Below are 26,666 nucleotides of genomic sequence, written 5' to 3'. Positions count from 1 at the left end.
TTAACGCTCTTTAGATCGAGCATTGTGACCGATCAGCAGGGGGTCTGCCAAGGCCAAAGCGGGCCATTCCACGCTATGCAGACGTTTTGGGCCGCTCCCGGACGCGAATTCCGCCACCCGCAGACCGGCTCGGGGTTCTGCGCTGAGCCCCGGGAGTCGATGGACGGCGCGCCTGGGCTGCCGGCTGATGACTGGGAAAATGTTGTCGGGGTTCAAAGCCAAGCACAGTTTCCTTGGCAAACGACCGTTTCAGCAGTTTCTCGACATCAGCCAACTGCTTGCGTTCATCCACACTGACCAGGGACACCGCCTGCCCGTTATTTCCGGCTCTGCCCGTGCGGCCGATGCGATGCACATAATCTTCCGGCACATGGGGCAGTTCGAAATTCACCACATGAGGGAGTTCGCTGATGTCTATGCCGCGTGCGGCGATGTCGGTGGCCACCAGCACCCGAACTTTGCCTTCCTTGAATTCTGCCAGGGCCCGGGTGCGTGCGCCCTGACTTTTATTGCCATGAATCGCCATGGCCTGCATCCCTTCCTGGGAAAGCTGCTTTGCCAAGCGATCCGCGCCATGCTTGGTCCGGGTAAACACCAACACCTGATGCCATTGGTCTTCCCGAATGAGATGAGCCAGCAGTTCGCGCTTGCGCTCCTGATCAACCGCATAAAAGCGCTGGGATACCGTATCGGCTGTGGCATTGCGGCTGGCCACCTCGACACTGACCGGATTATTCAGCAGGCCATCGGCCAGGGCCCGGATTTCCGGCGAAAAAGTGGCCGAAAACAATAAATTCTGACGCTTTTTGGGGAGTATGGCGAGAATGCGGCGAATATCACGAATAAAACCCATATCCAGCATACGATCGGCTTCATCGAGTACCAGAATCTCCACATGGGACAAGTCCACACTACGCTGTTGGATATGGTCCAGCAAACGTCCGGGAGTCGCCACCAGCACATCCACACTGCGGCGCAACTTCTGCATTTGCGGATTAATTTTGACGCCGCCAATAAGGATCAGGGAGCGCAGGGATAAGTTTTTTCCGTAAAGCTGCACACTTTCTTCCACCTGGGCCGCCAGCTCGCGGGTCGGGACAAGAATCAATGCCCGCACACTGGAAGGACCGTGAAACGCCGTTGCCGACGTGGCAGCGAGCTGGTGGAGAATCGGCATGGCAAACGCCGCCGTTTTACCGGTACCGGTTTGCGCGCCAGCGAGCAAATCGACCCCGGACAACACCGCAGGAATAGCCTGGGTCTGGATGGGGGTGGGGGTGGTATAACCGCGTTCGGCGGCAGCACGGCAAATGGGCTCGGAAAGTCCGAGTGATGCGAAATCAGAAGACATAGGGAAGTACTCCGAAAACACCGGCCTCGCCACAGGGGCGCCAGTCTGGGCAGACGCTTCATCAAGGTGGGGACCAATGCAAACGACCGTCACACAGACTGTTTCATGACGGCAAGCGGACTCTATCAGAATATCAACATAAATACGAGGAATGCCTGTCAGAAACGAATCACTCCATAAAAACGCCGGTTAGGGGAGATGTTTTTTGCTCCAACGTCCCTTGCCTGTTGTTCTGGGGCTCGGGCCAAAGTCGCAAAAAACATCTCCCCTAACCGGCGTTCTGAGGCTGATAGAGCTTATGACTGCAGTTTTCCTTCAGGCTGGCTTTTCAGCGATACAGATCCAGCCCCCGCCGAGCAGCCGCTCCCCCGCATAACAGACGGCCGCTTGTCCGGGAGTGATGGCCCGTTGTCCCTCGGCAAAGTGGATTTCGGCCCGCCCCTGCTCTTTCAGAAACAAAATCCCCGGTTCAGGGCGGGAACGATAACGTAATTTCACCGTGACCGGATGCTCCCTGGAGGCATCCAAGGGCAACAGCCAGTTACATTCCTGCAAATAAGCCCGGGGCTGGTAGAGCTCCTTTTCGCTGCCTACCCGGACTTGATTGCGGACGGGATCCAAGGCCAGCACATAGCGTGGCTGACCACCACCTCCGCCCAAGCCCTTGCGTTGTCCCACGGTAAAATTGAGGACGCCGGCATGATGACCGATGACCTGACCACTGCTGTCCACCATCTCCCCTTCCTGCTCCAGATCCAGTCCGGCGTAATCGGCGAGAAAACGGCGGTAGTCTCCGTCCGGGACAAAACAGATATCCTGGGAATCCTGTTTGGCGGCCACCGGCAAGGCATGTTTGCGGGCCAAGGCACGGACCTCGTCCTTGTGCATGGCTCCGACGGGAAAACGCAACTGCGGGAGCAGTCCGGCACCCAGGGCAAAAAGAAAATAGGACTGGTCTTTGCCGGCATCTTCGCCGCGCAACAGGGCGGTGCCGGATTCCGTCTCCAGCAGCCGGGCGTAGTGGCCCGTAGCCAGGATACTGGCGCCCAGGTTTTTACCTTCTTCCAACAGCGCATCGAACTTCAGAAATTGATTGCAGCGCGCACAGGGATTGGGCGTGCGCCCAGCCTGATATTCTGCGACAAACACATCTACGACCTGCTGGCGAAAAGCCTCCCGATAATCCAGCACCTGATAGGGAATCTGCAGACGGGCACAGACTTCGGCGGCATCTTCAATATCTTTTTCGTCACAACAGCGACTTTTCGGCCAGAGACGCATGGTCACGCCTACCAGATCATAGCCTTGTTCCTGCATGAGAATAGCGGCTACCGCAGAATCCACCCCACCGGAAAGGGCCACCAGCGCCTTGGGTGCCGCCATCTTCAGTAGCCCTCAGTCCTTCTCGGCCAGCCAGGCCATCTGGATGGCTTCGAGAATACCCTCACTGGACTTGTCCGGATCATCATCAAAATCTGGAAGTTCCACAATCCAGCGATGCAAGTCCGTGAAACGGAGCAATTGCACATCCGCTTCGGGATGCGCCTCATCCAGCGCGAAGACAATGTCCATGGTATCGCCCCAGTGCATCAGTGCCGCTCCTTTTCCAGATTGATGGTGTATTTGGGTATTTCAATGACCAGGGGCGTATCCGCCACTTTGGCCTGACAACTCAGGCGCGAAGTCGGCTCCAGTCCCCAGGCCTTGTCCAGCAGATCTTCCTCTTTTTCCTCGGCGGCTTCGAGGCTGTCAAAACCTTCCCGCAAAATGACATGACAGGTGGTACAGGCACAAGACATCTCGCAGGCATGTTCAATGGCAATATGATGGCGCATGGCGGCAGCAATGATGGTTTCCCCCGGTTCTGCCTCGAATTCCGCCCCTTCGGGACATAATTCGGCGTTGGGTAGGACTTGTATTTTCGTCATTTAATCTCCCAGATCATCTATGGAACGGCCGGCAATGGCCCGCTGCAGGGCACTATCCATACGCCTTTGCACCAAGGGTTCAGCCGCCGCTTCGACGGCCTCGGCCGCTTTCTGAATGACATCGGCATCGCTGCCGCTCAGGCATTGCTGCAGATCTTGGCGTGCCGCATCCAGGCGGGCTTGTTCTGTAGCATCCAGCAGTGCTGCATCGCTTTGCAATGCCCCCTGCAAGGCCTCAAGGACCCGCTCTCCCTCTACCCGGGCTTCAGCAAGACGCCGCTGGGCCACATCATCGGCGCCATGCGCAAAAGATTCCTGGAGCATGCGGGCAATTTCCGCGTCATCCAGACCAAAACTGGGTTTGACGATCACTTCCGAGCGCACCCCTGTGCTACTTTCATCCGCCGACACCGTCAACAAGCCATCGGCATCCACCTGGAAAGTCACGCGAATACGGGCAGCTCCGGCTACCATGGGGGGAATGCCGCGCAAACTGAAGCGTGCCAGGGAACGGCAGTCCTGCACCAGATCCCGTTCACCCTGCAGTACATGGATACTCATAGCCGTCTGGCCGTCCTTGAAAGTCGTGAACTCCTGGGCTTTGGCAGCAGGTATGGGCGTATTGCGGGGGATGATTTTTTCCACCAGACCGCCCATGGTTTCGAGGCCCAGAGACAGCGGCAGAACATCCATCAACAACAGGTCTTCACGCTGATTGCCGACCAGTGCATCTGCCTGGATAGCAGCTCCCAGGGCTACGACCTGGTCGGGATCAATATCTGTCAGCGGCGGCTGCTGAAAAAATTCAGCGACGAGGCTGCGTAAAGCCGGTACCCGGGTTGCCCCGCCCACCAGCACCACACCATCCAAATCACTCACTTTAAGACCCGCATCGCGCAGGGCGCGGCGACAGGCGGGCAAAGTACGTTGCAGCACCGGCTGGATCAGCTCTGCAAACTGCTTGCGCGACAAAGTCAGCGCGCGGGAGTGGCCCGCTTCGCGCTCCAGATGAATCGGCACCTGTTCCTGCTCGGTCAGCGCCTCCTTGGCCTGACGGGCTTGCTGCAACAGTTGCCGCCGCCAGACGGGATCACCCTGGCGGGAACCAGATTCGGCAATCAGCCACTCAGCAATGGCGTGATCCATGTCGTCGCCACCCAGGGCAGTATCTCCGGCCGTCGCCAGCACCTCGAACACCCCCGCCTGCAAACGCAATATGGAAATATCAAAAGTGCCCCCGCCCAAATCATAAATGGCGAACAAACCTTCACTTTTTTTATCCAGTCCGTAAGCTACCGCCGCCGCCGTCGGCTCGGCCAGCAGGCGCAGCACCTGCAGACCGGCCAGGCGGGCCGCATCTTTGGTCGCCTGGCGCTGTGCCTCATCAAAATAGGCAGGCACGGTAATCACCGCCCCTTCCGGCTCAGCACCCAGGGTTTCCACAGCCAGGGCTTTGAGTACCCGGAGGATTTCAGCAGAGACTTCTACTGGCGACTTTTCGCCCGCCCGGGTTCGCAACCGCAACATACCCTCATCAGGTACCAGATCATAGGGCAAATGGCCCGCCAGCTTCTGGACATCGGCATGGCCCCGCCCCATGAAGCGTTTGACCGATGCTATGGTGTTATGCGGATCCTGGCCTGCGGCTGCCAGCGCCGGATAACCTACGGAAACCTCATCATTTTCCAGATAGCGCACCACCGAAGGCAGGAGGTACTTGCCAGCATGATCGCGCATGACGGTAGGCACCGCCGACAGCACGGAAGCCACCAACGAGTGGGTGGTTCCCAGATCAATACCAATAGCCAGACGCCGTTGATGGGGATCTGCGGTCATGCCCGGTTCTGCAATTTGCATCAAAGCCATACTGTAACACCTTGTGTATTCATAGTCTGCCCTCCAGCATTAGAGGTTCTGCAAGGATTCTTCGCCACGGTCGATTTCGTCCTGAAGCTTGTCCAGAAACTGCAGTTCACGCAACACGGCTCCGGCAGCAGCGCTTTGCGAACAGGGCAAGGTTTTCAGAAAGATGCCGAGCTTTGCAATGGCTTTATCGCCTGCTGCGGTCACCTCTGTGCGCAGCGCCTCCAGCCCCTGCAGGTCCTTGGCCGCCAGCAGATCTTCCAGACGTTCCCGATACATCATCTGAGACATCAACAGCGCCGGATCAGCAACTTTGACCTGCTCACCCAGGGCATCCACACCCTGGGCCTGGAGAAGATAATCGGCGCGTTTCAGGGGATCCCGCAGAATCGCCAGCGCCTCGTTCAGCCGCGTACTCCATTCCAGGGAATAACGGCGTTTGGTCGCATCGGCATGGGCAAAGCGATCGGGATGGAGCATTTTCTGAAAATCCAGCACCCGCTGCCGCAAAGACTGGGCATCCAGGTCAAAACTGGCTGGAAGGCCGACCACCGCAAACAGGGACAATTCCGGACGAAACGGCTGAATAGTGCCGCAAATATGACAAAATGCGGGGGGAACACCAAGCTCCGCCCCGCACTGAATACACGAATCCGCCATCAGGTCGTAAAACTCTCGCCGCAGCCGCAGGAATCCTTGACATTGGGGTTATTGAAACGGAACCCCTCATTAAGGCCTTCACGGGTGAAATCTAGCTGGGTACCATCCAGATAAATCAGGCTCTTGGGGTCCACAAAAAGACTGACGTCATCATGTGGAAATACCATATCCTCCGGATTGGGCGTGTCCACAAATTCCATCACATAAGACAAGCCGGAACAGCCACTGGTTTTGACCCCAATGCGAATACCCAGCCCCTTCCCACGCTTGGCAATACTCTTGCGTACCTGCTGGACAGCACTTTCGGATAAAGTCAAAGCCATAGCGGCATCCTCAGTGCGCCACCTGGGCGGACAACGCTTCGCCACCCTGGCTGGCCTGAGCAGCACCCTGCTTGCTGCGATAGTCTTCCACGGCCGCCTTGATGGCGTCTTCAGCCAGCACGGAACAGTGGATTTTGACCGGAGGCAATTCCAGCTCCTCGGCAATATGACTGTTCTTGATGGTCATGGCTTCATCAAGCGTTTTACCCTTGACCCATTCCGTGACCAGAGAACTGGAGGCGATGGCCGAACCACAACCATAGGTCTTGAATTTGGCATCTTCGATAATGCCCTGGGCGTTCACCTTGATCTGCAGACGCATCACGTCACCGCAGGCGGGGGCACCTACCATGCCAGTACCGACGCCGCTGTCGTCCTTGTCCATTGCCCCGACATTGCGGGGATTTTCATAATGATCGATGACTTTTTCACTGTATGCCATGACTGTTCTCCTTGCTTGGGGGCCTTAATGAGCGGCCCACTGAATACTGTTAAGATCGATGCCCTCCAGATGCATTTCCCAGAGCGGGGACAATTCCCGCAGCTTGCCCACCTTGCCGGCAATCAACTCGATGGTGGCATCAATTTCAGCTTCGGTCGTAAAGCGGCCGATACCGAAACGAATGGAACTGTGGGCCAGCTCGTCGGATTTACCCAACGCCCGCAGTACATAAGATGGCTCCAAACTCGCCGAAGTACAGGCTGAACCGCTGGAAACCGCGATTTCCTTGAGGGCCATGATCAGGGATTCGCCTTCAACAAAGGCAAAACTGATATTCAGGTTATGAGGTACCCGATGTTCCATACTGCCATTGATGTAGGTTTCCTCGACGCGGTCCTGAATGCCTTTGAGCAGACGATCACGCAGCTTGCCGATTCTCTGGCCGTCGCTGTCCATGAGCTGCACTGCCAACTCCGCCGCTGCCCCCATCCCGACAATCTGGTGGGTAGGCAATGTGCCCGAACGCATACCCCGCTCATGACCACCACCGTGTACCTGGGCTTCTACCCGCACCCGGGGTTTGCGCCGCACGTACAAAGCGCCGATGCCTTTGGGACCATAAATCTTGTGACCGGACAAGCTCATCATATCCGCCTGAATGGCCTCCACATCCACGGGTACTTTGCCCAGTGCCTGGACTGCATCCACATGGAACAGCACCTTGTGGGCCCGCAAAATCCGGCCAATCTCGGCCATGGGCTGAATGACCCCGATTTCGTTATTGACGAAGAGCACCGAAGCAATGATGGTGTCCGGACGAATGGCGGCTTCAAAAGCTTTCAGATCGACGAGGCCATCTTCCTGAACTTCGAGATAGGTCACTTCAAAACCTTCCCGCTCCAGCTGCCGGCAGGTATCGAGGGTCGCCTTGTGCTCGGTCCGCAGGGTGATGATGTGTTTACCCTTGCCGGAGTAAAAATGGGCCGCCCCCTTCAGGGCCAGATTGGTGGACTCGGTGGCACCGGAGGTCCAGACAATCTCCCGGGGATCGGCATGAATGGCATCAGCCACCTGCTGCCGCGCTTTATCCACGGCTTTTTCCGCAGTCCAGCCGTAAGCATGAGAACGACTCGCCGCATTCCCGAAATCATGGGTCAGGTAGGGCAGCATCTGCTCCAGCACCTGCGGATCCACAGGCGTGGTTGCCTGGTAATCCAGATAAATGGGACGATCCGGATCGATCAGCAAGGGTTTCTTGCTCTCCAGTTCGATAATTTGCGATGAACTCATATTCTGCACCTCACCTCATGGTATCAAGCGGTATCATGCGTTGCCGTACGCAACGTATGGCGATTTTGTAGACGAACCGGCATAGCTTGCATCGATTCTTTTTTCAAGTGCCGCGTCACCAGATCGCCCAGAGTAATGCTTCCGAGAAACCCGGCAATCAAGTCACCCAATTCTTCCCAGAGATCGTGGGTCAGACACTGCTGGCCGTCGCCCTTGCAGCAATTCTGCGGCTCACCACCACACTGAGTGGTGCTGATGGATTCGTTGACCGCCTCGACAATACGGGTGAGGGAAATCTGCGAATCCGGCAGTGCCAGCCGGTAACCACCGCCAGGACCGCGCACACTTTCAATCAACCCCACACGCCGCATACGCCCAAACAACTGCTCCAGGTAAGCCACTGAAATCTGCTGACGCTGGGAAACATCCGCCACCGTCACCACCCCGTCCTGCTGATGCAAAGCCAAGTCGAGCATGGCGGTTACGGCATAACGGCCCTTTGTCGTCAATTTCATATCGGAATACCTCTGTGGCACATCCTACTATCTCTACTAAATTAGTCAAGTATTCACGGATGAAGTTCCCCGTCTTGGCGGAGTTTGTTCCGGGGCAGCCGGATCCGGGTCCAGAGAGCAGGCAATTTCTTCCACCGGCATCAAGCTTTGTCTGGGCTGCAACTGCTGCACCCCCTCCCTGAGTTGGGCTATTTCGGCATCCTGCCGGTGCATGTGTTCGAGCATGCATTCTATGGCCCTGGCCACTGGATCCGGCATCTGACCGGTCAGGCCATAGGCCTCAAAATTATCGGGATGCTGTTCGGCTTTATTGACCACCCGGCCGGGAATACCCACAACAGTAGCTCCTGCAGGAACCGTTTTGACCACCACCGCATTGGAACCGATTCGAGCCTGATCGCCCACCACTATCGGCCCCAGCACCTTGGCGCCGGCCCCCACAATCACCCCGTTTCCAAGAGTGGGGTGACGCTTGCCCGGTTGCCAGGAAGTGCCCCCCAGGGTAACCCCGTGATAGAGCGTGCAGTCATCGCCAATTTCCGCCGTTTCACCAATCACCACTCCCATCCCGTGATCGATAAAAAAACGTTGACCAATGCAGGCACCGGGATGAATTTCAATCCCGGTCCAGAATCGTGAAAATGCGGCGATAATCCTGGCCAGCAAGCGCCAGTGCCGTTTCCACAGGCCATGGGCAAGACGGTGCAGGAACAGGGCGTGGACCCCGGGATAGGTCAGCAACACCTCAAGACGATTGCGGGCGGCGGGATCACGGGCAAAAACAGCATCCAGGTCAGCACGCCAATGACCAGTCATCCCCTTGCCTCCTCCCGGTTTCGTCTGTTCTTCTCAGCCCGCATTAAAGACTATCCCGACCCTTTTTGTCTACTATTCGTCGCCCAGCGCTGTATTTCCGTGAGAATACCGCGCAGGATATTGACTTCATTGGCACTGGGTCGTGCCCGGTCATACAGACGCCGTAAGCGGCGCATCATGCGGGCGGCACGAATTTCCTGGAGAAAACCACTTTGCCGCAGCACCTGCTCCAAGTGCTGATAAAAACCCTCCATGTCCTCCATGGGTGCGGGCGAATCCAGAAGCGCAGCAGTAGCTTCGCCAGACACGTCTGCACGCTCGGCCAGAGTCGCCATGTGCAATTCATAAGCCAGCACCTGTACTGCCTGACCCAGATTCAATGAATGATATAATTCGGCGGTGGGAATATTGACCAGCACCTGACAGTGATCCAGCTCTTCGTTACTGAGCCCGGTGCGCTCCCGACCAAAAACCAGGGCGCAATGACCGCCTGCCAGCTCCTGCACCATGTCCAACGCCGCCTCCCGGGCATCCAGCACCGGCCACTGAATGCGCCGGTCCCGGGCACTGGTGCCATATACCTTGTGACACCCCTGCAAGGCAGTGGCCAGATCCGTCGTGACCTGGGCCCGATCGAGAATATCCTCCGCTCCCGAAGCCAGGGCTGTGGCTTCGGGATGGGGAAAGTAGCGCGGGTTTACCAGCACCAGGTGTTGTAAGCCCATGACTTTCATGGCGCGAGCCGTGGCGCCAATATTTCCCGGATGGCTGGTTTCCACCAGCACCACTCGCAAACCCTGTAAAATCTCTGCACTCACAATGTGTTACTCCTGATCATCTACTTCCTGCCCCGTGCATTACTGTTTCCAACCAACCTGGAAGCCTCTCCCCCAGTCACCGCTTCCTGGCACCACTTTCAATGGCATTCGTGCGGTCTATGCCGTTCTCCTTTATACTGGAAAGCATCCATTCTGTTTTCCCATAGGGTTCCCATGCAGCATCCCATTCTTGTAACCGCCATTCGTGCCGCCCGTAAAGCCGGCGATATCATCAACCGCAGTTTTGCGCGGGTCAATGAAATCACCATCACCCCCAAGGCCCATAACGATTTTGTGACCGACGTGGACCAGCGCGCCGAAGCTGCCATCGTCGAAATCATCCGTCGCGCCTATCCCGAGCATGGCATTCTGGCCGAGGAAGGCAGTCGCATTGCCGACAAGGAATTCGAGTGGATCATCGACCCCCTCGACGGTACCACCAACTTCATTCACGGCATGCCGCAACTTTGCGTATCCATTGGCATCAAGCACTTTGATCGTCTGGAACATGCAGTCGTGTACAATCCCATTCATGATGAACTGTTCACGGCCTCTCGCGGCGCCGGCGCCCACCTCAATGATCGCCGCCTGCGCATTGCCCAGCGCAAGGATCTGGAGGGTGCCCTGCTCGGGACTGGTTTCCCGTTCCGGGACTTCTCCTATCTCGACACTTACATGGCGACCTTCAAGGCCTTCATGCTCAAAACTGCGGGCATCCGCCGCCCCGGTTCCGCCGCCCTGGATCTGGCTTATGTGGCCGCCGGTCGTTATGACGGATTCTGGGAGTTCAATCTCAAGCCCTGGGATCTGGCAGCAGGAGCCTTGCTGGTTCAGGAGGCCGGTGGTGTGGCCACCGACTTCACGGGTGACCAGGGTTATCTGGATAATGGCAATATTGTCGCCGGCAATTTGCGCGTACATGCGCAAATGCTCCACATCATCAGCCAGGAAATCAACAGGCCTCAAGCCTGAACAGCAGCGCGTCGAGGCCGTCAGCGTTTCTGATACTTACTGCGCTGCCAATGCCCGCGACCCGGCCCAGTGCCTGGCAAACTGGCGCGCCACCCGACCACTGCGTGATCCTCTCTGCAGCGCCCAGCGCAAGGCCTCTTCCCGCCACTCTCCGGCATCTGCAGCCACCTCCAGGCGGCGCAGATGGATCGCACAAATATCCAGATACATGGCCTGATCGAAGGGATAAAAGCCCAACCATAGCCCAAAGCGCTCGGACAGGCTGATTTTTTCCTCGGCGGTTTCTCCCGCAATAATCTCTTCACCATGACGATGATATTCTTCATTGTCGGAAAAGTGCCGGGGCATGAGATGTCGGCGGTTACTGGTGGCATACAGGAGGACATTATCAGGGCGCGCCTCGACACCGCCATCCAGCAGGGATTTGAGCGCCTTGTAGCCCGGATCGTCAGAACTGAAAGACAAATCATCACAAAACAGGGCAAAGTGATAGCGTTGCTCTGGATCAGCGGCCTGCAATGCCGCCAAAATCTCCGGTAAATCGAGAATGCCATCGGCATCCATTTCAATGAGGCGCAGCCCCTGATCGGCATAACGCTGCAGCAGGGCTTTGACCAGAGAGGATTTTCCCGTTCCCCTGCCGCCCCAGAGCAGAGCATCATTGGCCGGATATCCCGCCACAAACTGACGGGTATTCAGATCCAGGGCTGCCTTGGTTTCGTCGATACCCAGAAGCTCGTCCATTTCCGGCAAATCCACCCGGGTCACGCCTTCTAGCCGCCCGCCCAGAGGCAAATGGCGCCAACGCGCGGCCTTCACCTGAGCAAAATCGGGCAGAGGATGACTACCGCCATCTCCCAGCAGCGCGGCCAAACCTTCCAGCAAGTGCTGACGTTCCACTGTCCTTAAACTCCTTTCTGTGATTAGATAGCTCCGAACCACTTTATCTTACTGCGTCCTGTCATGAAACTGTTTACCGACTTTCTACCCATTATCCTGTTTTTTATTGCTTACAAGATTCATGGCATTTATACGGCCACGGAAGTGTTGATTGTGGCTGCCATTATACTGATGGCCTGGCAGTGGTGGCGGCACGGACGTATTGAAACCATGACCTGGGTATCCACCCTTCTGATTCTTATATTCGGCGGGCTGACCCTTTATTTTCATAATGATACTTTTATCAAAGTCAAACCCAGCATACTCTATCTGCTCTTTGCCGGGGTCCTGTTTTTCACCCACTGGCGGCAAAAGCCTTTACTGGAACGTCTCATGGGTGGGCAATTGCCCGCAACCCTGCCCCCATCGTTCTGGCGCCGTCTCAACGCATACTGGATCATTTTTTTTCTTTTCAGTGCAATATTGAATCTGGTGGTAGCCTACAGTTTTTCCACGGGCATCTGGGTGGATTACAAGCTGTTCGGTATGCTGGGTATTACCATCATTTTTGTATTGTTCCAGGCGGTGCTCATTTCCCGGGCGCTGCCCCAGGAAGTGAAAGACGGTGACTCATGACTCCCGTACAGAGGCCAGACTCTCTTTATTGACAGGACAACACTATGTATTACTGCATCATTGGTACCGATAACCCCAATTCCCTGAGCAAACGCCAGACGGCCCGCGCCGATCACCTGGCACGCCTGCATCAGCTGCAATCCGAAGGACGGCTGCTGACTGCAGGTCCCTTCCCTGCCCTGGATACGGAAGAACCCGGTGAAGCAGGTTTCACCGGCAGCCTGATTATTGCCCGCTTTGATTCCCTGGACGAAGCCCACGCCTGGGCGGCTGCCGAACCCTATCTCAGTGCCGGGGTCTATGCAGATGTCAGCGTGCGCCCCTATAAAGGAGTATTTCTGCCATGAACAAGCAACAACTGGAACAATTACTGGAAGATGCCCTCCACCCCGAATTTCTGGAAGTGAAAGATCGCACGGAAGCCCATAGTGAACATGAGCAATCCGATGGCGGTGGACACTATGAGCTACGCATTGTCTGCGCCCAGTTTGCAGGGATGGCACCCCTCGCCCGGCATCGACTGATCAATGCCGCTACCGAGTCGGTTCGTGAGCAGATGCATGCTTTGGCCGTAAAAGCCTATACTCCCGAAGAATTTGCCGCGCTGAATCAGCCCAAAGCTCCGCGCCGAAGCATCTCCCTCAATACCCAGTAAAGTGTCTGGAAAAACCGCATTGATTGCGCGCAACGCCCTATTTGCCCCGAAACTGGCAGGATAATCGAATGCCGGCCGATAGTTTCGTGCGCAGCTTTCGCGAATCCTCCCCGTACATCCACCGCTTCCGGGGGCAGACCTTCGTCATCAATTTTGGCGGCGATGCCATTGCCGATGGCAGCATCCGTGTGCTCGCCCATGATATTGCCCTGCTCAACAGTCTGGGCATTAACGTGGTATTGGTGCATGGTGCCGGACCACAAATCGATGCAGCCCTGCAACTACATGGATTACAGACTCAACGCATCCATGGCAAACGCATCACCAGCCCGGAAGCCATGCAGGTGCTGCGCGAAGCTGTGGGCGGTGCCCGCCTGGTCGTGGAAGCGGCCCTGTCCGAAGGGCAGATGGGCTCACCCATGGCCCATGCCGGGCTGCAGGTGGTCAGCGGCAACTTCATCATTGCTCAGCCCGTCGGTATTCTGGACGGGGTGGATTACCAAAGCACCGGCAAGGTCCGGCGGGTGGCAAGTGAGGTCATGGAACGCCATCTCGCTGCCGATGAAATTGTACTACTCTCGCCCATCGGGGTTTCTCCCACCGGTACTCTGTTCAACATCCGTGCCGAAGAAGTGGCAGTGGCGGCCGCCGTTGCCCTGGGTGCTGCCAAGCTGGTGTTTTACATGGATGAGGAGGGTATTATCGATGCGCAAGGAACATTACTGCGTCAACTGACCTCTTCGGAAATCCCCGCCTTGCTGGAACGCCAAGATCTTTCTACGGAAGTCCGCGAACATTTACACAGCGCCGCAACAGCCTGCGCCAAGGGCGTGGAGCGCATTCATCTGATTTCCCGGCATGTGGATGGTGCCCTGCTCCGCGAACTATTTACCCGCGACGGCCTCGGCACCCTGATTTCCCGCGATTCCTTTGAACATATGCGCATGGCCACGGTCACCGATATTCCCGGCATCCTCGCCCTGATTCGGCCGTTGGAAGAAAAAGGGATTCTGGTCAAGCGCAGCCGGGAACGCCTGGAAATGGAAGCCGATCATTTCGTGGTCATGGAGCGCGATGGCAAGATCATCGGTTGTGCGGCCATTTATCCCTATCCGGAACAAGGCATGGCGGAAGTAGCTTGCCTGGCGGTAGACAGTCTTTACCGTCGTCAGGGACGTGGTGAAAGGCTGCTGGCCTTCTGCGAGAACTGGGCCAGGGAAAGGCAGTTATCCCGCATTTTTGTCCTGAGCACGCAAACGACCCACTGGTTCCTGGAACGCAAATTCCGCCAGGGCTCCCTGGAGGAGTTGCCGATCCCCCGGCAACAACTGTACAACTTTCAACGCCGCAGTCAGGTTTTTTTTCAGACTCTCTGAGTTTTTGTGCCTACAGCGCTGCCTCTGCCTCCAGCGGCACCTCGACAGACGCAGAATCCTCTTCCAGCACCTCTTCTTCACGGGTCAGGGGCGGCTTGTCGCTGGTTTTGTTCATCCCGCCGCTGCGGCCATCATAACGGTTGACCACGGTACAGCGCCGGGCAATGAATCCGCCTTTTTCGGTCTCACTGGGTTCAATATCAAATTCCAGAATGATATCCCGACTGGGCAGATCGTCCGTATCCAGTTCGCGGGGTAAATCAGAAATATGCACAAAGGCCGACTCATAGGGAGAATCTTCATGCCGGGTATCGGTGACCCAGAGCCGGGCGGAGACCCCCGTCAAAAAGCGAATGAAACCAAAACCCCGCTCGGCTTCCCAACGGATGCATATGCCACGAATACGCGAACCCATTTCTCCCCAGGGAACACGCATATCTCCCCGGGTGGGTAACAGGCCCGGTACCAGATAGCCCGAATAAAAGGCATCGGCTTCGTGTTGCAATTCTCTGGAAACATTGCGGAATGCCAGGACTTCTACACGGCAGCCCTTATTCTGCAATGCTCTGACCACCTGCAGAAAGTCGCCATCGCCGGTCACCAGCAGTAACTGATCGAGACGTTCGGACTGAAGCATGACATCCACAGCCAGATCCAGATCGGCATTGGCTTTGGAAACCCGGTTACCCTCATCATCCACAAACCAGCGCACCGGCTTTTCAATGATTTTCCAGCCAAGATCGCGCACCGCCTGCTGATAACTGCGAATACCTTCCCGGTATTCGCGATCACTTTTCATCCGCTCGCCATCGACGGCCATATAGGTGTTGAGACGCAGCAGGCGGGCCTGATCTTCCCGCGCGGCAAAACGGCGCAGCACGTCATAGCGCATGGCATAGCCGCCGTTATAACGGACATTTTCCGCGTCTACATATACACCAATATGCAATTCACCGTTACTCATGCGTAATCATGACTCCAGAATGGCACCATTGGCGGCGTTGGTCACCAACTTGCGATAACGGCGCAGCCAGGAAGAAGACAATGGTTTTTCAATCGGTACCCAATGCTTGCGCCGTTCGGCCAGTTCTTCATCACTGAGTTCCACATGAATTTTGCCATTGTCCAGATCCAGCGAGATAATATCTCCTGCTTTCAGCAGGCCAATCGGTCCGCCCTCCGCCGCCTCCGGCGAAATGTGCCCTATACAGGCACCCCGTGTCGCACCACTGAAACGGCCATCGGTAATAAGGGCGACACTTTCTCCCAACCCCATGCCCATGATATTGGCCGTAGGCGTCAGCATTTCCGGCATACCGGGGCCACCTTTGGGGCCTTCATAACGAATGACCACCACATCTCCGGCCTTGACCTCACCCGCCAGGATGCCTTCAGCGGCACTATCCATACTCTCAAAGATTTTTGCCGGACCGGAAAAGCGGCGCATTTCCGGTATTACCGCGCCGATTTTGACAATGCCCCCTTCCGGTGCGAGATTCCCGAAAACCACCCGCAAACCCCCGGTAGGCGCAATGGGATCACTGGCCAAATGAATGATTTTACTGTCTTTGACACTGGCTTGAGTGACAATTTCCCGCAAACTCTGGCCACTGACGGTAGGCTTGTCCAGATGCAGCACATCAGGATTACGCTTGTGCACCTCATGGAGAATTGCCGGAATACCGCCCGCGCGTCCGATATCTTCAATATGCACCGTCGATAGGGCTGGCGATACCTTGGCCAGATAAGCTACTTGCTGGGCCAGATCGTTGAGACGGGCCAAGGGATACTGGATGCCTGCTTCGCGGGCGATAGCGAGGGTGTGCAATACGGTATTGGTAGAGCCGCCCATGGCCATATCGAGAATAAAGGCATTATCAATGGCCTCAAAATCGACCAGTTGGCGCATAGTCGGCCCCTCGGCCATGGCCAGAGCCACCACCCGATCTGCGGCCTGTCTGACCAGATCACGTCGCTCTGCCGCTGTGGCGAGAATGGTGCCATTGCCCGGCAGAGCAATACCCAACACCTCCATCAGACAGTTCATGCTGTTGGCGGTGAACATACCCGAACAGGAACCACAGGTAGGACAGGCCTTGTCTTCGATTTCCTTGAGGCGAATTTCCGTAATCTGGCCGCGCTTGAACTGTCCCACCGCTTCAAAAGCCGTCACCAGATCAATGGAAGTGCCGTCGGAAAGCCTGCCCGCCTCCATCGGACCGCCAGAGACAAAAACGGTCGGCACGTCACAGCGCAAGGCGCCCATGATCATCCCCGGAACAATTTTGTCGCAGTTGGGAATACAAATCAGGGCATCGAGATGATGGGCCTGAACCACGGTTTCAATGGAATCGGCAATCAACTCCCGGCTCGGCAATGAGTAACGCATACCGTCATGACCCATGATGATACCGTCATCCACGCCAATGGTATTGAACTCGAAGGGAATGCCCCCAGCCGCACGGATATTTTCCTTGACGATGCGCCCGAACTCCTGCAAATGCACATGGCCGGGAATAATATCAATGTAAGAATTCGCCACCCCGATGAAGGGCTTGTCCATGTCGCGGTCAGTGACCCCGCACGCTTTCAACAAGGAGCGATGGGGAGTCCGTTCAAAACCTTTTTTGATCATATCAGAGCGCATGTCAACCTCGGGGCATATTCAAGGGGCCGTGCCTTGCGGCGGGACCCGGAAACGACGGGGCAGGAGGATAATCACCCTGTCCGCCAACTGGTCATTCTGTCGAGTATAGAACCAAGTGCCGCAGAGGCCAAGGCGCAGCCATCCGTGCAGTTATTCCTCTCCATCCCCTTGGGCAGCACCCTGCCGAAACTGGGAGTGGATCAAGGCTCAGCTTTCGCTCTCCTGAGCAGGGGGTAGCCATTCGCGCCAGATAGCCAGCAGGATGGCCAGAATGACCGGACCGAGAAATAATCCGAGCAAACCAAAAGCCAGAATACCGCCGAGCACCCCAAAGAGCACCAGGAGAAAAGGAATATGTACCGCGCTGGAGATCACCAACGGACGAATCAGATTATCTATCCAGCTGACCACCAGAGTTCCCCACAGTGCCAGCCCGATGCCGGCCCAGGTTTGCCCATGAATCAGCAGCCAGATACTGGCCGCCCCCCAGACCAGGGGGGTGCCGAATGGCAAAAAGGAAAACAGCAGCGTCACTACGGCCAGCAGCACCGGGGCGGACAGGCCCGTCACCCAATAACCCAGACCTGCCAGAGCGCCCTGGGCCAGCGCCGTAGCGAGAATTCCATAGATGACCGCGCGAATCGTGCTGGCAACCGTCTGCAGATAAGCGTCTCCGCGCTGCCCCAACACTTGATGCACGAAGCGCCGCAGTTGCTCCAGAAGCTCCAGCCCGTAGCGATAAAAGAAAAACGCCGTGATGAGCACCAACACCAGCAAGGCTCCCAGCCGGCCGATACCACCAGCCAGCACGCCAATGCGTCCCGCCCAGGCGGACAAATCCGGTGACAATGCGCCGGGACGCCACTGGGCCTTCCAGGAAGCGGGTATCTGTTGGATGATATCCTGGAGCCAGGGATTACTGTGCCATGTATTACTGATCAGCTTTTGCGTATCCTGCTGTCCCAGCTCCGTCAGGACATGGTGCAATTCCGTGCCCAAAGTCATGCTGAGAAACAATACGGGTAGAATAAAAATCAGCGCCAGCAGCAGGGTGGCTGCGCCAGCAGCCAGAAAGGGCGGCCAGTGACGGCGCAGGGGTGCGGTCAGGGGCCAGGTTGCGTACACCAGAATGGCTGCCCAGACAATAGCTGGCAGAAAAGGCGAAAGGATTTGCCAGACCAGCCAAAAAAATAACAGCGCAGCGAGCCCTTGCCCGAAGACGAAGCGCAGATCGCGAACCGTCAGATCCGCGACACGCATGTAAAGCTAAATCCGGGCGACGCCGCTTTTTCGCGCGGCAGCAGTGACTGCGCCCGCCACCCATTGCCGCAAACGCGGATCCAGCGGTTTGGGAATAAAATAGTCCGGCCCGAATTGCAGTCCTGCAACTCCGGAAAAGCCATAAGCATGCTGGACTTCTTCCGGGACGGGTTCTCTGGCCAGACGCGCCAGCGCATCCACCGCAGCCAGCAGCATCTCCTGATTGATCTGCCGGGCCCGACAATCCAGAGCACCCCGAAACAAAAAGGGAAAGCCCAGGACATTATTGACCTGATTGGGCATATCCGAGCGCCCGGTTGCCATGATGGCATCAGGCCGCAGGCGCTTGACAGCCGCCGGATCAATTTCCGGATCGGGATTCGCCAGGGCAAATATCACCGGTCGCGGCGCCAATCCGGGCAAAGCACTTTCAGGAATGGCACCGCGCACCGACACACCAATCAGCACATCGGCGCCTTCGAGCATATCGTTCAGGGTCCAGTGCGCCGGGGCTGTAGCAAAAGCTTGATGCCAATGGGTCAGGTCATTACGCCCTTCATGCAGTACCCCATGGACATCACTCAAATAAACAGCCGTGACACCCAGCGCCCGCAACATGCGGGCTATGGCCAGACCAGCGGCACCCGCGCCGACTATGGCGACTTTAACGCCACTAAAAGCTTTGCCCTGCAATTCCAGAGCATTTTGCAAAGCCGCCGCCACGATCACCGCCGTGCCATGCTGATCATCATGGAACACCGGTATATCCAGCATTTTCTGCAAAGCTTCTTCCACCTGAAAACACAGGGGAGCGGCGATATCTTCCAGATTGATCCCACCGAAACCCGGAGCAATGGCGGCCACCACATCAATCAAATGTTCGGCATCACGCGTCTGGACTTCGATATCAAAAGCGTCAATATCGGCGAAATGCTTGAACAGCAGCGCTTTCCCTTCCATGACCGGTTTGCCGGCCAGAGGGCCGACATTGCCCAGCCCCAGCACGGCAGTACCATTACTGACCACAGCGACCAGATTGCCTTTGCCCGTATAGTCATAGGCTTTTTCAGGATCGGCCGCTATTTCCCGCACCGGGGCAGCAACCCCGGGGGTATAAGCCAGGGACAAATCATCCTGGCTCTTGCAGGACTTGCTGGGAATGACCGCCAGCTTGCCAGCGGGGGGCCGGGAATGATACTCCAAGGCCCTCCGTCCAATTCTGCCTGGGCTTCCTTGGCTTCCATGGAATTTTACTGACCGCCGCCGTAGCGCTTGCGGAATTTTTCAACCTGCCCAGCGGCAGACACATTACGCTGCTTGCCGGTGTAAAACGGATGGCATTCGGAGCACAAATCGATGTGCAGATCGCGATTGGCAGTTGAACGGGTTTTGAACACATTCCCGCAACTGCAGGTGACCGTGATTTCTTCGTACTTGGGATGAATTTCGGATTTCATGATTAAGCTACTCTCGGGCCTGAATACAAAGAGGCGAATTATAGGGATAGAGGGGGCAGGCGTCCAGCCAATCCTCAGCGGTTCATGGAGTCAAAGAACTCCGCATTGTTTTTGGTCGCGCGGACCTTGTCCAGCAGGAACTCCATGGACTCCAGAGAATCCATGGGTGCCAGCAATTTGCGCAACACCCACATCTTGCTGAGCAAATCTGCAGGGACCAGCAGTTCTTCCCGACGCGTTCCGGATTTATTGAGGTTAATGGCCGGATAGGTGCGTTTTTCCGCCAGACGGCGATCCAGATGTACTTCCATATTGCCGGTGCCCTTGAATTCCTCAAAAATCACTTCGTCCATCTTGGAGCCGGTTTCAACCAGGGCCGTGGCAATAATGGTCAGACTACCACCTTCCTCAATATTCCGGGCAGCGCCAAAAAACCGTTTGGGCTTCTGCAGGGCATTGGCGTCCACGCCTCCCGTCAAAACCTTGCCAGATGACGGCACCACGGTATTGAAAGCTCTGGCCAGACGGGTAATGGAATCCAGCAAAATCACCACGTCGTGTTTGTGCTCCACCAGACGCTTGGCTTTTTCAAGCACAATTTCAGCGACCTGAGTGTGGCGGGTCGCCGGCTCATCAAAAGTGGAGGAAACCACCTCGCCTTTGACCGAGCGCTGCATGTCCGTCACCTCTTCGGGACGTTCATCAATCAGCAACACAATCAGATAGCATTCAGGATGATTGGCCGTGATGGCGTGAGCAATCTGCTGTAATAATACCGTCTTACCGGTTTTGGGGGGCGCTACGATCAAGCCGCGCTGGCCTTTGCCGATGGGCGACACCAGATCGATAATACGCGGTGCCACTTCCCCGTAAGCCACGCTATCATATTCCAGACGCAGGGGCTCATCGGGAAACAAAGGCGTCAAATCATCAAAGTTGACCTTGTTGCGGGTCGCTTCGGGAGATTCAAAATTGATGCTTTCTACTTTAAGCAAAGCAAAATAGCGCTCCCCTTCCTTGGGTGGCCGAATTTGTCCGGACACCGTGTCACCGGTCTGCAAATGAAAGCGGCGGATTTGCGAAGGAGAAACATAAATATCGTCGGGTCCAGCCATATAAGACCCGGAGGCTGCTCGTAAAAACCCGAAACCATCCTGCAGGATTTCCAGCACGCCCTCACCATAAATCGCGTCGCCATTGCGGGCATGGGCTTTCAGGATATTGAAAATGATTTCCTGTTTTTTCTGACGGGCAGTGCCATCCAGACCCATATCCTGACAAATGATGGCCAGTTCAGCGGCAGTTTTTCTTTTCAAATCCGTCAGATTCATGGCTGTCGCGCCCGGGTTTGGCAACAGCAAAGACTCTTCTTCTTCGATCAGAATATCTTCGTTGGGAAAGGACTTGGGTGTACGGGGCGATTTACGGCGGGGACGTGGTGTATTCAAAGTTGGCTATCCAGAAAGGCCGTCAGCTGGGCTTTACTCAAGGCACCCACTTTTGTTGCTTCCAGTTTTCCATTTTTGAACAGCAACAAGGTGGGGATACCACGAATACCATACTGCGGAGGGGTGTTGGGATTTTCGTCGATATTAAACTTGGCAATTTGTAACTTTTCAGCATATTCAACTGCCACTTCTTCAAGAATCGGGGCGATCATTTTGCAGGGACCACACCATTCTGCCCAAAAATCGACCAGAACCGGTTTGGAACATTGCAGTACATCCGTCTCGAAACTGTCATCAGACACATACATAATAGCGTCGCTCATGGGAGATAGCTCCTCTGTCTCAGTTTGGTATAGCACCTTGGGTGGAAAGTCATTGATTTTGATTCATGTGGGATAATCCCAAACTCTATTGCACCGGACGGCGCTTGCAGGTTTGCTCTTCTTTCAAATTGAAGGTAAGCAAAGCATAGCACGATATGCACGGGATGCAAGTAAGTTGTCCTGACACCGGTTATGGAGTACGTGCACCATGGTTTTTTTGCTCGAGAAGCATGGCCCAGTCAACGTTGGCCTGCCGCCGGCTTGAGCGGCATATTAATATAATTTTTATGCAGTGAAAGCCTGCTTTGCTATGGCGAAGGCTTACGATAAAGGAGACTGGAAATGCATATTGAAGTATTGATCTGACCACGGACAGGGTTGAATCAGGAATAGCATAAATTGGCGGAGAGAGAGGGATTCGAACCCTCGATGGAGTGTTTAGCCCCATACTCCCTTAGCAGGGGAGCGCCTTCAGCCGCTCGGCCATCTCTCCGGTGGGCAGATAATACCCTGTTGTTCGGGCACAGGTCAAAGCCTGAGCAACCGCCAGATCGACCCTCAGCAACGCAACGAATTTTCCTGAGCTTTGAGCGTCTGACAATAAGGTATCGCAATATGCTAATCTATTCACGTCCCATCATGGAGAACATTCCAGTGACAGCCCTTCTGGTTTTGCAGGATTTAGCCAAACGCCTCCCCGGAACCCCGGACAGATGGTTGTTTCGTGATGCCAGCCTTGCCGTGAACCCAGGAGATTTTGTGGCTATCATGGGGGAAAGCGGGGTAGGTAAAAGTACCTTGCTGCACATTATCGCCGGACTCGAAAAATCCGATGCCGGGCAGATGCATTTTCGGGATCAGGACCTGAACGCGCTGAATGACGATGATCGTACCTTGCTGCGCCGCCGCCAGATGGGTTTCGTATTTCAGGCTTTTCACCTGATACCGCAACTCAATGTGGCTGAAAATATCGCCCTGCCCTGGCGTCTGAATGGCTTGCCACGCAAAGATCTCTCCCGGCGCGTCCGCCAGCTTGGCGAACAGCTGGGTATTGCCGGACGACTGCAGGCCTGGCCCCGGGAACTCTCCGGTGGCGAAATGCAGAGGGTTGCCGTGGCCCGGGCAATTGTGCACCGCCCCGCCCTGATTCTGGCCGATGAACCGACGGGCAGCCTTGACGCCGAATCGGCCGAGTCGGTCATGAATTTACTGTACACTGCCCTGGAAGCCGAAGGTCCGGCTGTCCTGCTGGTCACTCACTCCCCGGCCGCCGCCGAACGTGCGCAACGTCTATTGCGCTTTGATGCCCAGGGATTCCATCCGCAGTGATCACCCGTATTCCCTGGCAGGCAGCCGTCTGGCGCCCGCTGCGCCAACGTCCCGGTGCAACCATGCTCGCCATGTTGGGTATTGCTTTGGGAGTAGCCCTGGGTCTGGCCATTGCCCTCATCAATGTCCAGGCGGTCAGTGATTTTTCAGCCGGTCTTCGGCATCTGGCGGGGCAGGCAGACCTGACCCTCAGCGCTCCCGGACCAGGCTTTGCGGAGTCCTGGTACACTCGTTTGAGCATAGCGCCCGGAGTGGAAGTGGCCGCGCCGGAAATCCGTCTGGAGGCACCCATGGTGCAGCCGGCCCATAAAGCGCCATTACACATTCTGGGCATAGATGCCTTTCAGGCAGCGCGGATGGGGCAACCCCTGATCCCTCTCAATCTCCATAGTCCCCTGGCACTACTGGACCCCCGGAACATTGCGCTGAGCCCATCCGCCATGCAGGCCTTGGGCTTGAAGGTGGGTGACTATATGACAGTCAATGCAGCGGGCCACCCGCGCCGTCTTCATATCATCGCTGAGCTGCCGGACATACACAGCATCGGAGCCATAGGGGTCATGGATATTGCGGCCGTGCAGTGGTTATGGGGACGGGGTAATCAGATTAATCAGATCGACTTGCGCCTTCAGCCAGGCATCAGCAATGCCGCCTTTGAACAAAAATGGCAGCCCCTGCTGCCTCCCGGCGCGGTGTTGGAAAGCCCGGTCCAACAGGGGCGGGTTGCTGCCGATGCGTCCCGGGCCTATCGCGTCAATCTGCTGGTACTATCTCTGGTCGCTCTGTTTACCGGCGCCTTTCTGGTATATGCGACCCTGGCCATGGGCGTGGTAAGGCAACGCCAGCAACTCGCCCTGCTGCGGGTTTTGGGTTTACGGCGACGGGAAATCATTTTTGCGGTCCTGTTACAGGGTCTGACCCTGGGGGTGCCGGGCGCCCTGTTGGGCTTGCCCCTGGGGGTGGTCACCGCCGGACTGGCTCTGACGCATCTGGGTGGCGATCTGGGAGCCGGTTATTTCAGCGGAGCGGCCCTGCAGTTGCAGTGGCATCCCCTGCTGATGCTGCTGTTTTTTGCGGCGGGGCTCGCGGCTGCCTTGATTGGTGCGCTCCTGCCCGCTTGGGAAACCAGTCAGGCCATGCCCGCGCAGGCGCTGCGTGCCGGTGCCGAAGAACAAGGACATCTGCATCGTCAGCATCCCAGCATCGGCTTCCTGCTCTTGTTACTGGCACTCATGGGTTCTCTGGCACCCTCCATCCACGGCATTCCTTACCTGGCCTATGGCGCCATTGCCAGCCTGCTTTTCGCCCTGCTATTTCTGTTGACCCCCCTGCTCCGCCTGATCATCCATCTCATTCCGCTTCCCGGGGGCACTCTCTGGCGACTGTCCCTGCAACAGTTACGCGGTGCTCCGGGACGGGCAGCGCAAAGTCTGGCAGCAGTGGTGGTGGCCTTCAGCCTGGTGGTGGCCATGGCCATCATGGTGGGATCCTTTCGGGATTCGGTGGCCAACTGGCTCAGCGATATTCTGCGTGCCGATGTATATGTGCAGGCTGGCATGAACAAGGACACCCTGCTCCCGGCGGGCAGCGCGGCATCTCTCTGTCAGCTGGCTGATGTCAGCCATTGCTCTCCCCTGCGCCGGGTGGCGCTCAATCTTCTCCCCGGGCATCCGCCGGTTACCTTGCTGGCCCGGGGCATGAATCTGCACAATCCCGGACGGGAGATTCAGATTATTCGTGCGGTGCCTCTGACCACCCTGACGGCGCCGCCTATATGGATATCGGATATTCTGGCGGGCATCAGTCACTGGCAGCCGGGGCAGCAGGTGCAGATTCCCCTGGGTGGGCAACAACGCAGCGTCAGTATAGCCGGCATTTACCGGGACTATGCCTATCAGGAAGGATCGATTTCCATGCCCATCCAGCAATATCGCCAATGGTCCCATGACGATGGCGTCAATGGCGTGGCCCTGTGGCTGCGGCCCCACATACCGGTTGCTGCAGCACTGGCACAATTGCATCAGCAAATCCCTGATGCCCGACAATTTCTGATTGCCACCCCCCGGGAAATCCGCCAACACAGCTTGCAAATATTCAACCAGAGCTTTGCCGCCACCTACGCCCTGGAAGCAGTCGCCATGATCATCGGCCTCTTGGGCGTGAGCAGTGGCTTTGGCGCACAAACGCTGATGCGGCGCAATGAATTTGCCATGCTTCGGCATCTGGGACTACGTCAGCGCGATCTGCTGGCCATTCTTTTTGCCGAAGGCAGTATTCTCTCCCTGTCCGGCATTGTCATCGGCGGCAGTCTGGGCCTCGCCATCAGTGTCATCCTGATTATGGTGGTCAATCCCGAATCCTTTCACTGGCACATGGGTTTTCAGCCGCCCTGGCCCATGTTGGGGCTAATGAGCCTTGTCTTATGGATAGCCAGTACCGGCACCATGATGCTGGCGGGAAGACGTGCCCTGCGTCACAGCTCAGCGGTGATACGCGATGACTAAGGCGCATTTCTGGACACGCTCACGGCCAAGCATGGCCTGCTGCACAGGGTTTATATTCCTGCTGCTACCGCTCCTGCTGCTAAGCCCCTTTGCAGCCCAGGCTAACGAGCTTCCGCCTGCCGTGCTGCCCTTGCAGCCCACGCCCCGGGTGCAAGTAACGCCGCAGCATCCCCTGCAATTTCCCAATGCCTATGGCAGTCACCCGCATTTTCCTATCGAATGGTGGTATATCACCGGTTGGCTCAAGAACCGTACAGGCCATCCTCTCGGCTTTCAGTTGACTTTTTTCCGGGTGCGGCCCAACAAGGTCTGGGCGAATCCCAGCGCTTTCAACCCGCGCCAGCTGATATTTGCCGAAGCTGCCATCAGCGATCCACGCATCGGCCATTTACTGACAGCGCAGCGCATTGCCAGGGCCGGACTGGGGCTGGCCGGAGCTGACCGCGACCATACCCAGGTCTGGATTCGTCACTGGTTTCTGCGTCAGACCCCGGATGGCTACCACGCCGAAATCCAGGGAAAAAACATGGGCTATGCACTGCAGTTCCAGCAGACGCAGCCGCCCCTGCTGGAAGGCCCCCTGGGCATCAGTCAGAAAGGTCCCAATCCCCATAATGCCAGTTATTATTACAGCATCCCGCACCTGCAAGTCAGCGGGCAGCTCCGCATTCAGGGCAAAACCCAAGCCGTCAAAGGCGAAGCTTGGCTGGATCATGAATGGTCTGCGGCCTACCTGCCGCCCTCGGCGGTTGGCTGGGACTGGCTGGGGCTCAATCTCGACCATGGTGGCGCACTAATGCTGTTCATGATGCGTCGAGCTGACGGCAGCCCGCTCTGGCTGTCAGCCACCCAACGTCTGGGCAATGGTCAGGTGCAGTATTTTCATGGCGATCAAATTCACATGCAGGCCACCGGATGGTGGCACTCTCCGCAAACTGGCATCCGCTATCCGGTGCGTTGGCGCATTCAGGTAGGGAAACAGGACTTTACCGTCACGCCGTTGATGGATAATCAGGAATTCAATGCCAGCCACAGCAGCGGCACCCTTTACTGGGAAGGTGCTGTCCGCGCCGTCCATCAGGGTAAAACGCTGGGTAAGGGCTATCTGGAAATGACCGGTTATGGTGGTCGTCTGGCCTTGGGAGAGACCAACGGTGGCCGATAATGCCTTGCG

General features: G+C 56.7%; 28 protein-coding genes and 1 tRNA gene. 8 read left to right on the top strand and 21 right to left on the bottom strand.

The genetic code is table 11. The features are described from left to right. Positions 1–73: 73 nt before the first annotated feature. From AC2VLR_RS04760 to AC2VLR_RS04705, 12 genes are all read right to left on the bottom strand, one after another. Complete coding sequence (locus AC2VLR_RS04760) at positions 74–1,351, bottom strand: DEAD/DEAH box helicase (RefSeq protein ID WP_486881083.1); 1,278 nt, start codon at positions 1,349–1,351, stop codon at positions 74–76. Between the two features lie 315 nt (positions 1,352–1,666). Continuing rightward, complete coding sequence (gene mnmA, locus AC2VLR_RS04755; protein ID WP_486881082.1) at positions 1,667–2,734, bottom strand: tRNA 2-thiouridine(34) synthase MnmA; 1,068 nt, start codon at positions 2,732–2,734, stop codon at positions 1,667–1,669. Between the two features lie 12 nt (positions 2,735–2,746). Further along, the gene (iscX, locus tag AC2VLR_RS04750) at positions 2,747–2,941 is read right to left on the bottom strand and encodes a Fe-S cluster assembly protein IscX (RefSeq protein ID WP_486881081.1); all 195 of its coding nucleotides are present in this window, start codon (positions 2,939–2,941) and stop codon (positions 2,747–2,749) included. Next, positions 2,941–3,279, bottom strand: coding sequence for an ISC system 2Fe-2S type ferredoxin (gene fdx / locus AC2VLR_RS04745; RefSeq protein WP_486881080.1), 339 nt, complete (start codon positions 3,277–3,279; stop codon positions 2,941–2,943). The genes iscX and fdx overlap by 1 nt, the downstream gene beginning before the upstream one ends. Further along, positions 3,280–5,145 carry a Fe-S protein assembly chaperone HscA gene (gene hscA / locus AC2VLR_RS04740; RefSeq protein ID WP_486881079.1) on the bottom strand — a complete coding sequence of 622 codons (1,866 nt, stop codon included), beginning with the start codon at positions 5,143–5,145 and terminating at the stop codon, positions 3,280–3,282. A gap of 39 nt (positions 5,146–5,184) precedes the next feature. After that, the gene (gene hscB, locus AC2VLR_RS04735; protein ID WP_486881078.1) at positions 5,185–5,802 is read right to left on the bottom strand and encodes a Fe-S protein assembly co-chaperone HscB; all 618 of its coding nucleotides are present in this window, start codon (positions 5,800–5,802) and stop codon (positions 5,185–5,187) included. Then, complete coding sequence (gene iscA, locus AC2VLR_RS04730) at positions 5,802–6,125, bottom strand: iron-sulfur cluster assembly protein IscA (protein ID WP_215844607.1); 324 nt, start codon at positions 6,123–6,125, stop codon at positions 5,802–5,804. The genes hscB and iscA overlap by 1 nt, the downstream gene beginning before the upstream one ends. Positions 6,126–6,135: 10 nt before the next feature. After that, positions 6,136–6,567: a Fe-S cluster assembly scaffold IscU gene (iscU, locus tag AC2VLR_RS04725; protein ID WP_486881077.1), complete on the bottom strand. Its 432-nt coding sequence runs from the start codon at positions 6,565–6,567 to the stop codon at positions 6,136–6,138. 24 nt (positions 6,568–6,591) lie between these two features. Further along, positions 6,592–7,857: an IscS subfamily cysteine desulfurase gene (locus tag AC2VLR_RS04720; protein WP_486881076.1), complete on the bottom strand. Its 1,266-nt coding sequence runs from the start codon at positions 7,855–7,857 to the stop codon at positions 6,592–6,594. Positions 7,858–7,880: 23 nt separating this feature from the next. After that, a complete protein-coding gene (locus tag AC2VLR_RS04715; protein WP_486881075.1) occupies positions 7,881–8,372 on the bottom strand; it encodes an Rrf2 family transcriptional regulator in 492 nt (163 codons plus the stop codon). A 45-nt stretch (positions 8,373–8,417) separates the two neighbouring features. After that, a complete protein-coding gene (gene cysE, locus AC2VLR_RS04710; RefSeq protein WP_486881074.1) occupies positions 8,418–9,188 on the bottom strand; it encodes a serine O-acetyltransferase in 771 nt (256 codons plus the stop codon). A gap of 50 nt (positions 9,189–9,238) precedes the next feature. Then, positions 9,239–10,006, bottom strand: coding sequence for an RNA methyltransferase (locus tag AC2VLR_RS04705; RefSeq protein ID WP_486881073.1), 768 nt, complete (start codon positions 10,004–10,006; stop codon positions 9,239–9,241). Between the two features lie 174 nt (positions 10,007–10,180). Here AC2VLR_RS04705 and AC2VLR_RS04700 point away from each other — a divergent pair, with 174 nt between their 5' ends. Further along, a complete protein-coding gene (locus AC2VLR_RS04700) occupies positions 10,181–10,978 on the top strand; it encodes an inositol monophosphatase family protein (RefSeq protein ID WP_215843356.1) in 798 nt (265 codons plus the stop codon). Between the two features lie 36 nt (positions 10,979–11,014). On the opposite strand, the gene AC2VLR_RS04695 is transcribed toward AC2VLR_RS04700, so the two are convergent. Then, positions 11,015–11,878, bottom strand: a complete 864-nt coding sequence (locus AC2VLR_RS04695) for an ATP-binding protein (RefSeq protein ID WP_486881072.1) — start codon at positions 11,876–11,878, stop codon at positions 11,015–11,017. Between the two features lie 63 nt (positions 11,879–11,941). Between AC2VLR_RS04695 and AC2VLR_RS04690 the strand changes: the two genes are divergently transcribed. The 4 genes from AC2VLR_RS04690 to argA all read left to right on the top strand — a co-directional run bounded on the left by AC2VLR_RS04690 (position 11,942) and on the right by argA (position 14,524). Beyond that, a complete protein-coding gene (locus AC2VLR_RS04690; RefSeq protein ID WP_486881071.1) occupies positions 11,942–12,493 on the top strand; it encodes a septation protein A in 552 nt (183 codons plus the stop codon). 44 nt (positions 12,494–12,537) lie between these two features. Beyond that, positions 12,538–12,840, top strand: a complete 303-nt coding sequence (locus AC2VLR_RS04685) for a YciI family protein (RefSeq protein WP_486881070.1) — start codon at positions 12,538–12,540, stop codon at positions 12,838–12,840. After that, the gene (locus AC2VLR_RS04680; protein ID WP_486881069.1) at positions 12,837–13,148 is read left to right on the top strand and encodes a BolA family protein; all 312 of its coding nucleotides are present in this window, start codon (positions 12,837–12,839) and stop codon (positions 13,146–13,148) included. Before AC2VLR_RS04685 ends, AC2VLR_RS04680 begins: the two co-directional genes overlap by 4 nt. A gap of 68 nt (positions 13,149–13,216) precedes the next feature. Then, positions 13,217–14,524: an amino-acid N-acetyltransferase gene (gene argA / locus AC2VLR_RS04675; protein WP_486881068.1), complete on the top strand. Its 1,308-nt coding sequence runs from the start codon at positions 13,217–13,219 to the stop codon at positions 14,522–14,524. 10 nt (positions 14,525–14,534) lie between these two features. Here the strand turns inward: argA and AC2VLR_RS04670 are convergent, their stop codons facing one another. The 8 genes from AC2VLR_RS04670 to AC2VLR_RS04635 form a co-directional block, all read right to left on the bottom strand. Beyond that, entirely contained in the window at positions 14,535–15,488 is a 954-nt protein-coding gene (locus AC2VLR_RS04670) for a LabA-like NYN domain-containing protein (RefSeq protein WP_486881067.1), read from the bottom strand. Positions 15,489–15,494: 6 nt separating this feature from the next. Next, positions 15,495–17,171, bottom strand: a complete 1,677-nt coding sequence (ilvD, locus tag AC2VLR_RS04665; RefSeq protein WP_486881066.1) for a dihydroxy-acid dehydratase — start codon at positions 17,169–17,171, stop codon at positions 15,495–15,497. Between the two features lie 207 nt (positions 17,172–17,378). Continuing rightward, complete coding sequence (locus tag AC2VLR_RS04660; protein WP_486881065.1) at positions 17,379–18,431, bottom strand: AI-2E family transporter; 1,053 nt, start codon at positions 18,429–18,431, stop codon at positions 17,379–17,381. Between the two features lie 6 nt (positions 18,432–18,437). Beyond that, positions 18,438–19,634, bottom strand: coding sequence for a malic enzyme-like NAD(P)-binding protein (locus AC2VLR_RS04655; RefSeq protein ID WP_486881064.1), 1,197 nt, complete (start codon positions 19,632–19,634; stop codon positions 18,438–18,440). Between the two features lie 47 nt (positions 19,635–19,681). Further along, positions 19,682–19,888: a 50S ribosomal protein L31 gene (rpmE, locus tag AC2VLR_RS04650; protein WP_010639220.1), complete on the bottom strand. Its 207-nt coding sequence runs from the start codon at positions 19,886–19,888 to the stop codon at positions 19,682–19,684. A gap of 74 nt (positions 19,889–19,962) precedes the next feature. After that, positions 19,963–21,336: a transcription termination factor Rho gene (rho, locus tag AC2VLR_RS04645; protein ID WP_486881063.1), complete on the bottom strand. Its 1,374-nt coding sequence runs from the start codon at positions 21,334–21,336 to the stop codon at positions 19,963–19,965. Then, entirely contained in the window at positions 21,333–21,659 is a 327-nt protein-coding gene (gene trxA / locus AC2VLR_RS04640) for a thioredoxin TrxA (protein WP_101538327.1), read from the bottom strand. Before trxA ends, rho begins: the two co-directional genes overlap by 4 nt. A 400-nt stretch (positions 21,660–22,059) precedes the next feature. Further along, a tRNA-Ser gene (locus AC2VLR_RS04635) sits at positions 22,060–22,152 on the bottom strand. 122 nt (positions 22,153–22,274) lie between these two features. Here AC2VLR_RS04635 and AC2VLR_RS04630 point away from each other — a divergent pair. From AC2VLR_RS04630 to AC2VLR_RS04620, 3 genes are read left to right on the top strand one after another with little or no spacing between them, the layout of a single operon-like run. After that, complete coding sequence (locus AC2VLR_RS04630) at positions 22,275–22,988, top strand: ABC transporter ATP-binding protein (protein WP_486881062.1); 714 nt, start codon at positions 22,275–22,277, stop codon at positions 22,986–22,988. Beyond that, positions 22,985–25,492 carry an ABC transporter permease gene (locus tag AC2VLR_RS04625; RefSeq protein WP_486881061.1) on the top strand — a complete coding sequence of 836 codons (2,508 nt, stop codon included), beginning with the start codon at positions 22,985–22,987 and terminating at the stop codon, positions 25,490–25,492. Before AC2VLR_RS04630 ends, AC2VLR_RS04625 begins: the two co-directional genes overlap by 4 nt. Then, entirely contained in the window at positions 25,485–26,657 is a 1,173-nt protein-coding gene (locus tag AC2VLR_RS04620) for a lipocalin-like domain-containing protein (RefSeq protein ID WP_486881060.1), read from the top strand. The genes AC2VLR_RS04625 and AC2VLR_RS04620 overlap by 8 nt, the downstream gene beginning before the upstream one ends. The last annotated feature ends 9 nt before the right edge of the window (positions 26,658–26,666 follow it).

Source organism: Acidithiobacillus sp. TH-A117, from assembly GCF_057473465.1.
This window is presented reverse-complemented; position numbering and strand designations above follow the sequence as displayed.